Origin of the sequence: Roseobacter sp. (genome assembly GCF_039970775.1) — a bacterium.
In the GTDB taxonomy this organism is placed as follows: Bacteria; Pseudomonadota; Alphaproteobacteria; order Rhodobacterales; family Rhodobacteraceae; genus Roseobacter.
Map to the genome: position 1 here is coordinate 234,880 of NZ_JBDVLG010000063.1, position 12,738 is coordinate 247,617.

The 12,738-nt window shown below is 58.2% G+C and carries 13 protein-coding genes; 8 read left to right on the forward strand and 5 right to left on the reverse strand.

The window, feature by feature from the left end:
* Positions 1–56: 56 nt before the first annotated feature.
* Positions 57–611, forward strand: a complete 555-nt coding sequence (locus ABJH13_RS17465; protein WP_348407492.1) for an ActR/PrrA/RegA family redox response regulator transcription factor — start codon at positions 57–59, stop codon at positions 609–611.
* Positions 612–649: 38 nt separating this feature from the next.
* On the opposite strand, the gene ABJH13_RS17470 is transcribed toward ABJH13_RS17465, so the two are convergent.
* On the reverse strand, positions 650–1,135 hold the full coding sequence (locus ABJH13_RS17470; RefSeq protein WP_348407493.1) for a GNAT family N-acetyltransferase: 486 nt from the start codon (positions 1,133–1,135) through the stop codon (positions 650–652).
* A complete protein-coding gene (locus ABJH13_RS17475) occupies positions 1,132–1,737 on the reverse strand; it encodes an HD family hydrolase (RefSeq protein ID WP_348407494.1) in 606 nt (201 codons plus the stop codon). Before ABJH13_RS17475 ends, ABJH13_RS17470 begins: the two co-directional genes overlap by 4 nt.
* 234 nt (positions 1,738–1,971) lie before the next feature.
* On the opposite strand from ABJH13_RS17475, the gene ahcY reads away from it, so the two are divergent.
* From ahcY to ABJH13_RS17490, 3 genes are all read left to right on the forward strand, one after another.
* Complete coding sequence (gene ahcY, locus ABJH13_RS17480; protein ID WP_348407495.1) at positions 1,972–3,360, forward strand: adenosylhomocysteinase; 1,389 nt, start codon at positions 1,972–1,974, stop codon at positions 3,358–3,360.
* A 3-nt stretch (positions 3,361–3,363) separates the two neighbouring features.
* Positions 3,364–4,113, forward strand: coding sequence for an extensin family protein (locus tag ABJH13_RS17485; RefSeq protein WP_348407496.1), 750 nt, complete (start codon positions 3,364–3,366; stop codon positions 4,111–4,113).
* Between the two features lie 121 nt (positions 4,114–4,234).
* Complete coding sequence (locus ABJH13_RS17490) at positions 4,235–4,576, forward strand: DUF2853 family protein (RefSeq protein ID WP_348407497.1); 342 nt, start codon at positions 4,235–4,237, stop codon at positions 4,574–4,576.
* Between the two features lie 328 nt (positions 4,577–4,904).
* On the opposite strand, the gene ABJH13_RS17495 is transcribed toward ABJH13_RS17490, so the two are convergent.
* From ABJH13_RS17495 to tsaD, 3 genes are all read right to left on the reverse strand, one after another.
* A complete protein-coding gene (locus tag ABJH13_RS17495) occupies positions 4,905–5,327 on the reverse strand; it encodes an EVE domain-containing protein (RefSeq protein ID WP_348407498.1) in 423 nt (140 codons plus the stop codon).
* Positions 5,324–5,596 (reverse strand): YciI family protein, encoded by a 273-nt coding sequence (locus tag ABJH13_RS17500; protein WP_348407499.1) that lies wholly within the window; start codon positions 5,594–5,596, stop codon positions 5,324–5,326. The genes ABJH13_RS17495 and ABJH13_RS17500 overlap by 4 nt, the downstream gene beginning before the upstream one ends.
* Before the next feature lie 109 nt (positions 5,597–5,705).
* Entirely contained in the window at positions 5,706–6,803 is a 1,098-nt protein-coding gene (gene tsaD / locus ABJH13_RS17505) for a tRNA (adenosine(37)-N6)-threonylcarbamoyltransferase complex transferase subunit TsaD (RefSeq protein ID WP_348407500.1), read from the reverse strand.
* A gap of 72 nt (positions 6,804–6,875) precedes the next feature.
* Between tsaD and ABJH13_RS17510 the strand changes: the two genes are divergently transcribed.
* The 4 genes from ABJH13_RS17510 to ABJH13_RS17525 all read left to right on the forward strand — a co-directional run bounded on the left by ABJH13_RS17510 (position 6,876) and on the right by ABJH13_RS17525 (position 12,682).
* A complete protein-coding gene (locus tag ABJH13_RS17510; RefSeq protein ID WP_348407501.1) occupies positions 6,876–7,586 on the forward strand; it encodes a uroporphyrinogen-III synthase in 711 nt (236 codons plus the stop codon).
* Between the two features lie 67 nt (positions 7,587–7,653).
* Positions 7,654–8,883, forward strand: coding sequence for a hypothetical protein (locus ABJH13_RS17515; protein WP_348407502.1), 1,230 nt, complete (start codon positions 7,654–7,656; stop codon positions 8,881–8,883).
* 12 nt (positions 8,884–8,895) lie between these two features.
* Positions 8,896–10,377 (forward strand): heme biosynthesis HemY N-terminal domain-containing protein, encoded by a 1,482-nt coding sequence (locus ABJH13_RS17520; protein WP_348407503.1) that lies wholly within the window; start codon positions 8,896–8,898, stop codon positions 10,375–10,377.
* Between the two features lie 58 nt (positions 10,378–10,435).
* Positions 10,436–12,682 (forward strand): heavy metal translocating P-type ATPase, encoded by a 2,247-nt coding sequence (locus ABJH13_RS17525; RefSeq protein WP_348407504.1) that lies wholly within the window; start codon positions 10,436–10,438, stop codon positions 12,680–12,682.
* Positions 12,683–12,738: the final 56 nt, after the last annotated feature.

Below are 12,738 nucleotides of genomic sequence, written 5' to 3' on the forward strand. Positions count from 1 at the left end.
GGGGTGCGCCGCCACATATTGGTACCGAAAGGACCGACCTGTAAGGAAGTCATTCGATGAAAGATGTCGCAGAACTGAACCCCGAAGACGACAATACCCTGCTTTTGCTGGACGACGACGAACCCTTTCTGCGCCGCCTTGCGAAGGCTATGGAAAAACGCGGTTTTGCGGTCGAAACAGCCGACAGTGTTGCGGCTGGCACGGCGATCGCCACGGCCCGCCCGCCTGCTTTTGCTGTGGTCGATTTGCGCTTGGGCGATGGCAATGGCCTCGATGTGGTCGAGGTGTTGCGCGAACGGCGGCCCGATGTGCGTGTTGTGGTGCTGACAGGATATGGTGCAATTGCAACGGCGGTTGCTGCGGTCAAGATTGGCGCCACCGATTATTTGTCAAAACCTGCGGATGCTGCCGATATCGTGAACGCGCTGCTGACCAGCGGTGATGATTTGCCGCCGCCGCCCGAAAACCCGATGAGCGCGGATCGCGTGCGTTGGGAACACATTCAACGGGTGTTTGAGCTGTGCGACCGGAATGTCAGTGAAACGGCGCGCCGTTTGAACATGCATCGCCGCACATTGCAGCGTATTTTGGCGAAACGATCCCCCAGATAGCTGTCGCGACATTGGGGGGGCGTTTGAACCGCTGGCGGTCAGATATCGTATCGTTTGCTAATCTTATCGACACGCTGACCACTGGCGAGCGCGACGTCTTCTTCAAAACGCCAGTCGCGGAAGCCTCTGCTTTGATAGTAGGTCAGCCCGCCTTCGTTATCCGCGCGAATTGTTGCGTTGATCCAGTGATAGCCCAGCTCTTTTGCGGCGCTTGCCGTCGCGTCGAATAACGAGGACCCGATCCCAAGCCCAGTGCGGCCCACGCGGACAAACGTGGCAATATCCACAGCGCCATCCGGTAGGTCTGCGTTTGGCGCGATCCACTGAAACCCGACAACGGCCTCTTGGTCGTCAACCGCCACATGCCACGCCGACCCGGCCGAGGCCGCATCCATTCGCGTTTTCAGATCCTGCCCCGTGACGCGCCGGGTCAGCGCCGTGGTGCCGCCGATCTTGATGATTTCGTTCAACAGATCCGCCATAGACCCGCAATCGAGCGCCATCGCGGGCCGCACATTGATCATGTCATGTCTTCCAAAAGCGCAGAATGCCGCGCGGTAAAGGCGTGGCGGGTTTCTACGGGGGGCCGCAACATGATGTGCAGGTTTTCGGTGAATTTCAGATCTGGTTTGCCGAAAAACTTGTTGGCTTCGGCTTCTGAAAACCCGGCGATCTGGGTGGCTTCCATCCACGCGCTGATCTTATCCGCGCGTTTGATCTGCCGTTTGACCTGCGCAGGCAGCGCGGCGGGCAGACCAAACCGTATATGAACTGCCGTCATTAACCGCGCATCCAACGCTTCGTACTCTGGGCCGACGGCTGATTTGACCGGCGATATCATATCCCCAATTACGTATTCTGGCGCGTCATGCAACAACGCTGCGAGGCGCCATTTCGCGGGGGCATTTGGCGCGATACGCCCAAACAACGTTTCTACCAGTATAGAGTGTTCAGCCACAGAATACGCGTGATCGCCGTGGGTTTGCCCATTCCAGCGCGCAACAAACGCCAGCCCATGCGCGATATCTTCGATTTCAATGTCGAACGGCGTCGGATCGAGCAGATCAAGCCGCCGTCCTGACAGCATCCGTTGCCACGCGCGGGGGGATTTTGGATCTTTGGTCATCGTCTTGTTTTGGAGCGATCCTGCGCAATGAGCAAGGTGGCCGGTGAAAAAACCGTGCTGTGTCCGAATAGTGGCTACAGATTTGCAGGACGATGACGGGGTTTTAGGCCTTGTTCTGTTAACGCGGTGTTTTCCATACAAGCCATAGGGATTGCTGGCGCTATGGTGGAGTGTTATGCCCACCGTCAAACCAACAGTTGAACCAACAACCCCACGGTTGAAGAGGAAATCACGATGGCCACAGATTATATCGTAAAAGACATCGCTCTGGCGGACTATGGCCGCAAAGAGCTGAATATCGCAGAAACCGAAATGCCGGGCTTGATGGCGTTGCGTGACGAATACGGCGAAAGCAAACCTCTCAAGGGTGCGCGGATCGTTGGGTCGTTGCACATGACGATCCAAACCGCCGTTTTGATCGAAACACTGGTGGTGTTGGGCGCTGATGTGCGCTGGGCGTCCTGCAACATTTTCTCAACGCAAGACCACGCAGCTGCTGCGATTGCCGCAGGCGGCACGCCGGTGTTCGCGATCAAGGGCCAGTCGTTGGAAGAACACTGGGATTACCTTGATAAATCCTTCGCCTTCGAAGAGGGTCCAAACCTGATTTTGGACGATGGCGGCGACGCCACGCTTTACATCCTGTTGGGTGCCCGCGCCGAAGCCGGTGAAGACGTGATTGCCGTGCCCACGTCCGAAGAAGAGGCCGTGATCAAAGAGCAGATCAAAAAACGCATGGCGGCAACGCCCGGCTGGTTCACCAAAATGCGCGATCAGATCGTCGGTGTTTCCGAAGAAACAACAACGGGCGTGCACCGTCTTTATGATCTGGTCAAACAGGGGCAACTGCCCTTCCCCGCGATCAACGTGAACGATTCTGTGACCAAGTCGAAATTCGACAACAAATACGGCTGCAAGGAATCATTGGTTGATGGGATCCGCCGCGCGACCGATACGATGATGGCCGGCAAGGTGGCCGTCGTCATGGGGTACGGTGACGTGGGCAAAGGGTCTGCGGCATCGCTGCGTGGTGCGGGTGCCCGCGTGAAGGTCACCGAGGTTGATCCGATCTGCGCGCTGCAGGCCGCGATGGACGGATTTGAGGTTGTGTTGCTCGAAGATGTGGTCGGCACGGCTGATATTTTCATCACCACCACCGGCAACAAAGACGTCATTCGCATCGAGCATATGCGCGAAATGAAAGACATGGCGATCGTTGGTAACATTGGCCACTTTGACAATGAGATCCAGGTTGCCGCGTTGAAAAACCACAAGTGGACCAGCATCAAAGAGCAGGTCGATATGATCGAAATGCCGTCTGGTAGCCGTCTGATCTTGCTGTCCGAAGGGCGTTTGCTGAACCTTGGCAATGCGACGGGCCACCCGTCCTTTGTGATGTCCGCGTCCTTTACCAACCAGGTTTTGGCGCAGATCGAACTGTGGACCAAAGGCGACGACTACAAGAACGACGTCTACATTCTGCCCAAACACCTGGACGAAAAAGTTGCGCGCCTGCACCTTGACCGTATCGGCGTAAAGCTGAGCAAGCTGGATGCAGAACAAGCCGCCTATATCGGCGTGGCCCCCGAAGGTCCGTTCAAGCCAGAGCACTACCGTTATTGATCTGTGCCTGACGATCCGGAGCCCGCTCTAGACCGACGCAAACGTCGCCCCGTTTTTGGCCGGGCGGCGTTTGTTGTTTTATGTGCGCTGTTGTTCATGTCCTACCGGTTGATGACGGCGCCAGATACGCCGCTGCCGTCGGGCTGGAACCCGGTCATGCCCCTGTCGGTTGCAGATCCAGTGACCCCTTTGACACGCTGGAAATTGCAGCGGGCATTGTCAGAACCGCAGACCTGTCTGGATGCGCTGCAAACGGGCGCCACAGCCCAACCCCTGCCCGACCGTGTGGATAACCCGCAATGTGGCATTGCAAATCAGGTTCGCCTGTCCATGGTTGGGGCTGCGCAGGTCGCTCCGTTCGAGACGCGCTGCCAAACGGCGCTACGGATGGCGATGTGGGTGACCCACGGTGTGATCCCGGCCGCCAATACGCACCTAAGTCTAGATGTCGCCGAAGTCAGGCATTATTCCAGCTATTCATGTCGGCAGATCCGCACGCTAGGCGGGTCGAACAACCGGATGAGCACACATGCCACCGCCGATGCCATCGATATCAGTGGTTTTGTCCTTGCCGATGGCACGGAGGTTTCTCTGTCAAAACATTGGACGGCGGGTGGCCCCAAGGCCGCGTTTCTGCGGCAGGTCCGTGATACGGCGTGCGACTGGTTTCGCCTCACATTGGGGCCTGATTTTAACCGCCTGCACGCAGATCATTTCCACCTGCAAAATACGGGCAGCGGCTTGTGTCGGTAGGCGGCTCTTTGCAACGGGGAATAACACGCGCAAAAATACCTTTTGTGACAAGAGGTATCTGACTAGTCTCGCTTGGGACGGTCGGAGACGCCGGCCGGTATTGCCAACTGGGAGACTATTTATGGGCAAACGGGATGATTTGATCGCGCAATATGCGGATGATTTAAAGACCAAATGCGGGGTGTCGCCAGACATGGACCTGCTGACCAAGGTCACAATCGGGTGTGGCCCGTCCATTTATGACGCGGATGCAGCGACCGTCGCGTCGAGCCAACCCAGCGAACTTGAGACCGTGAAAAACAACTTTCTTATCAAGAAGTTGGGGCTGGCCGATGGTCCTGAGCTTGATAAAGCGATCAGCTCCGTGGTCGAGACCTACGGCAAATCCGAGCGCAACAAATACCGCGCTGTCGTCTATTATATGCTGACCAAACATTTTGCTAAAGAAGCCGTTTACAGCTAATTTAAAATACGACTGATTGCGGGGCGCCTCCTTATATTAAGGGGGCGTTTCGTTTTTATAAGACATTTGACTCATTGAAAAATTGCATTTTTTCGTTTGTCGGCGTACACATAGACATCCGGCTAGAATAGCCAGGACCAGATTTCAAACACGTGTGGGAGTGCGTGGGGTGAAGAAGGGTTCTGGCGACGCGTCAGGACCCTTCTAATTTTTTGCACCCTTGCGTTACAAAGTCACCTAAACTGTGCTGGATACAGTGCGCCGCCTACGTTCAAGTCACCTCATAGGCCCTTTGGGCGGCCAATATGCCGACCAATTCAAGATCAAATTAGTATGGCGTCCCCGACATATCGCAAATGATACGCCATTCTTCGGGCGTAACGGGCTGCACGGAAAGCCGGGCACTGCGCACCAACGCCATATCGGACAATCGCGGGTCTTGTTTGACTTCATCCAGCGTAATGGGCGTTTTCATGGGCATGACGGCGCGAATATCGACACATTCCCACCGGGCATCTTGGGTGCTGCTGTCGGGGTGCGCCGGGGCGATGACCTCGACAATACCAACAATCGCGCGTTCCTTTTGCGAATGATAAAAGAACCCCCGGTCGCCCACTGCCATTTGCCGCATGAAATTCCGCGCCTGATAGTTGCGCACACCATCCCATTCTTCGCCCTCATCGCCTTTGGCGACCTGTTGGTCCCAGCTCCAGGTGGTGGTTTCAGATTTGAACAGCCAATACGCCGTCATCCAATCACCCGGTTCCACGGGATCAGATCGACAGATGCGAACAGGCCCGCTTTGCCGTATGGGTCGGCTGCAACCCAGGCTTCGGCTTGGGCCATGTCGTCCACATCCAGAATAATCAGCGACCCGGCCATTTCCCCGGCGGCGTCCAGCAATGGCCCGGCTTGTTGCACCGGGCCGCTTGATTTCAGGTAATCCACATGCGCGGGGCGGTTTTCTTGGCGGATCGCCAAGGCGCCAGGTTTGTCGTGCGCGATCAAAGCAACAAGCATCTATCTTCCTTCAAACTATGCGGTGGCATATTGTGCACCACCTTTGCGCCATCCAACCGTTTTTTCGCGGTTCTCGCAACCGTTGACGCGCAGGTGCGATGCCGAGCGGCTATGCCTTTGCGCCTTTTTTCCCGCTGCCAAGCATGGGTTGGCTGGACCGGTCCAACGGCCAGCGGGGGCGCGCGGACAGGGTGAAATCATCGGGTGCACGCAGCGCCATTTGTTCGAGCCCGGCAAACGCGATCATCGCGGCATTGTCTGTGCAAAGGGCCAAGGGCGGTGCAACGAATGCACAGTTGTGGTCGCTTGCGACGGTTTCAAGAGCGGCCCGAATGGCGGTATTTGCGGCAACGCCCCCGGCGACGCAGACAGTTGGTTGTGCGGGGTTCAACTGTAGGTATTGGGTCAACGCGCGGCGCGTTTTTTCGGCCAATACGTCGACAACAGCGGTCTGAAACCCGGCACACAGGTCGCGACGCAGCCCGTCTGGCAGGCCGTCGTGTTCAGAAATCACCGCATCGCGTGCGCGCAGAACGGCTGTTTTCAAGCCAGAAAACGACAGTTCGCAATTGGGCCGATCTAACAAAGGCCGCGGCAACGCGAACCGTTTTGCACAGCCTTGGCCCGCGGCGCGTTCGACGGCTGGGCCACCCGGTTGCGGCAGACCCACCAGCCGCGCGACCTTGTCAAAGGCCTCGCCGGGGGCATCGTCAATGGTGCCGCCCAGCCGCTGAAATGTCTCGGGGTCTTTAACAATCAAAAACTGGCAATGCCCGCCCGACACCAGCAACATCAGGTAGGGATAGGCGATATCATCCGTAAGCCGTGGGGTCAGCGCATGCCCCGCCAGATGGTTTATGCCGTATAGCGGGCGCCCCGTCGCGGCGGCCAGCCCTTTGGCGCACATCACTCCAGACACCACGCCGCCAATCAACCCTGGTCCGGCGGTTACGGCAAACGCGTCAATATCAGGCACCGCGCACCCGGCTTGTGCAAGCGCCTCTTCGACGCAATGATCCAGCAATTCCGCATGTGCCCGCGCCGCGATTTCTGGGACAACACCGCCAAAATCAGCGTGCAGCGAGGTTTGCCCTTTTACCACCGACGACAGGATGCGCGTGCGCCCCGTGTCATCCCGGCGCAACACGGCAGCTGCGGTATCATCGCAACTGCTTTCCAAACCTAGAATTGTGAGTGATCCTACCACGCGTGACCCCGTTGCAAGCGGCTTTATCCGCAGGTAACACCCCTGTGGGCCACTAACAATGCCGAGGACCTTATGCGCACGCCCCGCATTTCATTGATCATGACGCGTCCGGCACGGGCGAACACGCAATTCATCGACCAGCTGTCTGAAGATATGCAGGCACGGTTGGATATCGTCGAAAGCCCGCTGATCAACGTGGTCTCTGTTCGGGCGGATTATGCGGTGGGGCCGGACGAGTCCGTGATATTTAGCTCTGCGAATGGTGTCAGGCATGCGCCTGCCGGTCGCGATCGGCGCGCGTTTTGTGTTGGGCATGCCACGACGAAAACCGCCCATAACGCCGGGTGGCATGCAATTTTTGCAGGGGAAACAGCCGAAGCGTTGGTTGTTTTTCTGACGGCCTACCCGATCCGGTCGCATATTTGGCATCTTGCGGGCCGACATACCCGTGGCGAAATCGCGGAAACGTTGAACGCGCAGGGTATTTCGGCGACGCGGATCACTACCTATGATCAGACCCGCCTGCCGCTGACAGATCAGGCGATTGAGGTGCTTGGTGGATCTGATCCGGTCGTTGTGCCGCTTTTTTCCCCGCGAACGGCGGTTCAATTTGTGCAAGAGTGCCCAAAGACTGCGCGACCGCATGTGGTTGCGTTAAGTGAGGCAGTGGCCGAGCCATTGGCGCATTTTAAGTTGAAAACGCTGGATATTTCATCGCGCCCAACGGCGGCAGAGATGATATGCAGCCTTGAAAAAACTGTGGCCCGCATCAGCTTGGGTTGAGAGGAACGACCCTCCCGAGTAAGGTCCTTTGACGTGCGGTTGGGGAAGATTCGAAAAGGGTGACGTCGTGGCTAAAGCAAAGAAACCAACATCGGGTGAACCGCTGGAAAATGCTGACGATGTGTCGTTGGATCACATAACACCAGAACCATCAGATGACGCGGTAGAGGCGGATTTCTCCGATGCGGACCCTGTCGTACAAGAGGCCGCCGAGGCGACACAAGACGATGCGGATACCCCCGTGGAAGACGCCGCACCTGATGTCACAGACCACAACGATGGTGATACCGAAATTCTCGACGCGGCAGATGTCGAAGATCAGACATCCACAGACGTGACAGCCGAAACGGTTGAGGCGACACCCGACAATGACCACAGCGCGCTGGCCGCCGTGCCGCCCGAGCGGACGCATAGTTTTTGGCCCGCCGTGTTTGGCGGCGTTGTTGCGGCGGCCTTGGGGTTTATTGCAGGGCGCGGCGATATGTTGGATGCGTATTTGCCCCGCGCCGAGGCCCCGGCCCCGGTAGATTTAGCCCCGGTGACAGAAGATATCGCAGCGTTGGCGGCGCGGATCGGGCAACTAGAAAGCGTTGATCCTGTGGATATGTCCGCCGAATTTGGCGCGGTTGAAACGGCGCTTGATGATGTGACGGCACGTGTCACCGAGATCGAACAACGCCCGCAGGCCCCTGCCCCCGCAGCGCCCACAGACAACAGCGGTGAACTGGCCGCGCTGGAAACATCAATTGCCGATCTTGAAGCGCGTTTGGCCGATGAAGACGCCCGCGCCAGCGCCGAGGCTGCGCGCATTTTGGCCCGCGCGGCGCTGACCCGTGTGATCACGGCGGTCGAAAGCGGCGAAACATTTGAACCCGCATTGGGCGCGCTCGAAGAGGTCGCGCCGATTGAGGTGCCCGAGATCTTGCGTGTTGCCGCTGCGAAGGGCGTGCCCAGCATGTCTGCGTTGCGGGAAGACTTTCCCGAAGCCGCGCGTGCCGGATTGACCGCCGCGCGTGCCGAGGTGCCAGAAACTGAAGTCGCCGGGATCGGGAATTTCCTGAAACGGCAGCTAAGCGTGCGGTCGGTCACCCCTCGCGATGGGTCTGACCCCGATGCGATTTTGTCCCGTGTTGAGGCCGCGCTAAAATTGGCAGACCTAGACACGGCGCTGGCCGAGATCGAGGCCCTGCCCGATGCCGCCAAAACCGCGATGCAGGGTTGGCTGGCAGGCGCCACGTCCCGCAAGCAAGCGAGCGATGCGGCTAAATCGCTCTCTGACAGCCTGACGGTTAATTAAGAAAGACACATTATGCTTTGGTCCCTTATCAAGATTGTCCTTTTTGTTGTTGTCGTCGCGGCCCTCGCATTGGGCGCGGGGTATTTGTTGGAAAGTCAGGGCGGTGTTCAAGTCACCGTTATGGGCAGTGAATATACGTTTGGGCCGCTGCAATCGGTGATTGCGATTGTCGTTATGGTGGTGGCCGTTTGGGTTTTGCTCAAACTGATTTCGCTGGGCGTTGCGGTGCTGCATGCTCTGAGCGGCGATGAAACAGCGTTGTCGCGGTATTTCGACCGTAACCGTGAACGCAAAGGGTTTGACGCGCTGTCCGAAGGCATGATGGCGTTGGCCAGCGGCGAGGGCCGTGTTGCCATGGCCAAGGCGGCCAAGGCCGACCGGTATCTGAACAAACCCGACCTGACTAACTTGTTGACCGCCCAAGCTGCGGAAATGGCCGGGGATCAGCGCAAGGCCGAAGAGACCTACAAGAAACTGGTCACAAACGACGCCACGCGGTTTGTCGGTGTCCGTGGGATATTAAAGCAAAAGCTGGCCAGTGGTGACACCGACACGGCGCTGCAACTGGCAGAACGCGCGTTTGCCATCAAGCCCAAGCACGAAGAGGTGCAGGATATTTTGCTTGGCCTTCAGGCGCAGAGACAAGACTGGTCTGGCGCGCGGGGGACCCTAAGTGCCAAGCTGAAATACGGCAATCTACCGCGCGATGTACACAAACGCCGCGACGCTGTTTTGGCCCTGTCCGAGGCTAAGGATGTTCTGGATGAGGGTGTGTCCATCAAAAATCAGGAAAAGGCGATCGAAGCTAACAACCTGTCGCCCGACCTGATCCCCGCCGCCGTCATGGCCGCGCAAAGCTATATCGAAAAGGGCAAACCGCGGTCGGCCACGCGTTTGTTGAAAAAGGCGTGGGAAACGACGCCGCACCCTGATTTGGCCAGCGCATTCGCCGCAATAGAGCCTAACGAAACACCCGCTCAGCGGATCAAACGGTTTGTTCCATTAACACGCAGCAACTTGCAACACGCCGAAACGCGGATGTTGTTGGCCGAGCTGCATATCGCCAACGAAGATTTCCCCGAAGCGCGCCGCGCGTTGGGTGATTTGGTCGAAACGGACCCGACGGCGCGGTCTGTCACGTTAATGGCGGCTATTGAGCGGGGCGAAGGCGCGCCAGACGCGGTGGTGCGCGGCTGGCTTGCCCGCGCGTTGACTGTGTCGCGGGGGCCGCAATGGATCTGCGGCAATTGCCAGCATATCCATGCTGATTGGGCACCGACCTGCGAGAATTGCGAAGCGTTCGATACATTGGCGTGGAAAACACCGCCTTTGACAGAAGTCGCAATGCCGGGCGGCTTACAGATGTTGCCGTTGATTGTTGGCACGGCCGAAGATCAGATCCCCGAAGACGATATGATCGACGACGCAGAGCTGCTGGATGCAGACGAAGAACCGCCTGTTGTGGTCGCAATGGACCAAGAGAAACGCGCCTAGCGCTTGACCTTTCTAACGCAAGGGTCCTTATCTCTGGCTTGGCCGATAGGGGACTTTGGTGCGCGATCAGACAACGATTACATTGAGTGTCGAAAACATGTCTTGTGCGTCTTGCGTGGGGCGGGTTGATCGCGCTTTGGCGGGGGTAACTGGCGTCAGGGATGTCGCGGTTAATCTCGCGACCCAAGAGGCCACCGTGCATGTCCATACCGGTGGGCCGTCGGCGCAGGTTTTGGCCGACAGGGTGACACATGCAGGGTACCCGGCGGCGGTGCGTGGTGCGCGCGATACGGCCCAACGCGATCAACAACACCGCGATCATACAGCCGCTTTGGCCCGGCGCGCGGCGATTGCGGCGATCTTGGCGTTGCCGATTGTTGTGTTGGAAATGGGCAGCCACATGGTGCCCGCAATGCATCACTTGATCATGCGAACCATCGGGTTGCAGCAAAGTTGGTGGGTGCAGGCGGTGCTGACCACGCTGGTCCTGCTGGGTCCGGGCCGCGCGTTTTACACCACCGGGTTTGCGGCGTTGCGCAAAGCGGCCCCTGATATGAACAGCCTTGTGGCGATAGGGACATCAGCGGCCTACGGGTATTCGCTGTGCGTGTTGATTTTTCCGACCCTCCTGCCTCGGACTGCACATGCGGTGTATTTCGAAGCGGCGGCTGTCATTGTGGTGTTCATTTTGTTGGGCCGTTGGCTAGAGGCGCGGGCAAAAGGACGCACGGGCGCGGCCATCACCGCGTTGCTGAAACTGCAACCCAAGACGGCACAAGTCCTGCGCGATGGGGTCGCCGAAACAGTGCCCGTTGATCAGATCCAACCGGGTGATGTCGTTGTGTTGCGTCCCGGCGAACGCGTGCCTGTTGACGCGATAGTTGTCGAAGGCCACAGCCACCTTGACGAAAGCATGCTCACAGGTGAGCCGATGCCGGTTGAAAAATCCCCCGGTGACGTGGTGACCGGCGGCACCATCAACGGGCCCGGTGGTTTGCAACTGACAACCACACACGTCGGTGCCGATACGGTTTTGTCGGGCATTGTCCGGATGGTCCAGGATGCACAGAGTGCCAAACTGCCGATCCAAGCGATTGTGGACCGGGTGACATTTATCTTTGTGCCGGTGGTTCTGGGGTTGGCGGTGCTGACTGCGCTCATTTGGTTGGTTTTCGGCCCCGCACCTGTGGTGTCCCACGCGTTGGTAGCGGGTGTGGCGGTATTGATTATCGCGTGTCCCTGCGCGATGGGCCTTGCCACGCCGACCTCGATTATGGTGGCGACAGGACGCGCCGCGCAGTTGGGTGTGTTGTTTCGCAAGGGTGATGCGCTTCAAGGCGCATCAGAAGTGGGCATCGTGGCCTTCGATAAAACCGGCACGCTGACGACAGGCAAACCGGTGCTAAGCACCTTTGATGTGTTGGGTAACAATGACCCCGATACAGTGTTGCGGATGTTGGCGGGGGTCGAAACCCGCGTCACGCATCCGGTTGCGCATGCGATTGTTGCGGCTTGCGATGCCCGGTTGCCTGATGCGGTCGATGTCACCGCGCTTAGCGGTCTGGGTGCCTCTGGCATGGTCGACGGGCGCAGTGTTTTGATTGGCTCGGGGCGGTTGATGCACGAGAGGGGCGTTGATTTGGGTGACGCAGAAGCCCGTGCGCAGGCATTGGCCAAGTCAGGTCAAACGGTGTTCTTTGCTGCCATTGACGGAGCTTTGACTGCGGTCATTGGCGTGTCGGATCAGATCAAACCGAATGCCAAAGACGTTGTGGTCCGGTTGCACGACCGAGGGATCAAAGTTGCGATGATCACCGGCGACAAACGTGAAACAGCGCAGGCCGTGGCGCACGATCTGGGCATCGACGAAATTATCGCAGATGTCATGCCCAATGGGAAAACCCACGCGTTAGAGACACTACGCGGCGCCAAAACCCGCATCGCATTTGTGGGGGACGGCATCAATGACGCGCCTGCGCTGGCTGCGGCCGACGTGGGGGTCGCTATCGGGACAGGCACTGACATTGCCATCGGCGCGGCGGACGTGGTGCTGATGTCGGGTGATCTGCAAGGCGTTGAAACCGCGCTGGGGATCTCGCGCGCGACTATGCGAAATATCCGGCAGAATTTGTTTTGGGCGTTTGCGTATAACGCGGCGCTTATTCCGGTGGCTGCAGGCGTGCTTTACCCGTCGTTTGCGGTGCTGTTGTCACCGCAACTGGCTGCGGGCGCGATGGCGCTGTCTAGTCTGTTTGTGCTTAGCAACGCGTTGCGGCTTCGTGGATACAATCGGGTTATCGGGTAGAAAACTAATATTTACCTTGCCGCCGCAGGGCTCTTTCCGCTTTGATAGAGCCTGAA

Coding starts and splice junctions, on each gene's coding strand:
- ABJH13_RS17500 (WP_348407499.1), bottom strand. CDS start 5,596: ATGCTTGTTGCTTTGATCGCGCACGACAAACCTGGCGCCTTGGCGATC.
- ABJH13_RS17470 (WP_348407493.1), bottom strand. CDS start 1,135: ATGATCAATGTGCGGCCCGCGATGGCGCTCGATTGCGGGTCTATGGCG.
- ABJH13_RS17495 (WP_348407498.1), bottom strand. CDS start 5,327: ATGACGGCGTATTGGCTGTTCAAATCTGAAACCACCACCTGGAGCTGG.
- ABJH13_RS17520 (WP_348407503.1), top strand. CDS start 8,896: ATGCTTTGGTCCCTTATCAAGATTGTCCTTTTTGTTGTTGTCGTCGCG.
- ABJH13_RS17490 (WP_348407497.1), top strand. CDS start 4,235: ATGGGCAAACGGGATGATTTGATCGCGCAATATGCGGATGATTTAAAG.
- ABJH13_RS17510 (WP_348407501.1), top strand. CDS start 6,876: ATGCGCACGCCCCGCATTTCATTGATCATGACGCGTCCGGCACGGGCG.
- ahcY (WP_348407495.1), top strand. CDS start 1,972: ATGGCCACAGATTATATCGTAAAAGACATCGCTCTGGCGGACTATGGC.
- ABJH13_RS17475 (WP_348407494.1), bottom strand. CDS start 1,737: ATGACCAAAGATCCAAAATCCCCCCGCGCGTGGCAACGGATGCTGTCA.
- ABJH13_RS17465 (WP_348407492.1), top strand. CDS start 57: ATGAAAGATGTCGCAGAACTGAACCCCGAAGACGACAATACCCTGCTT.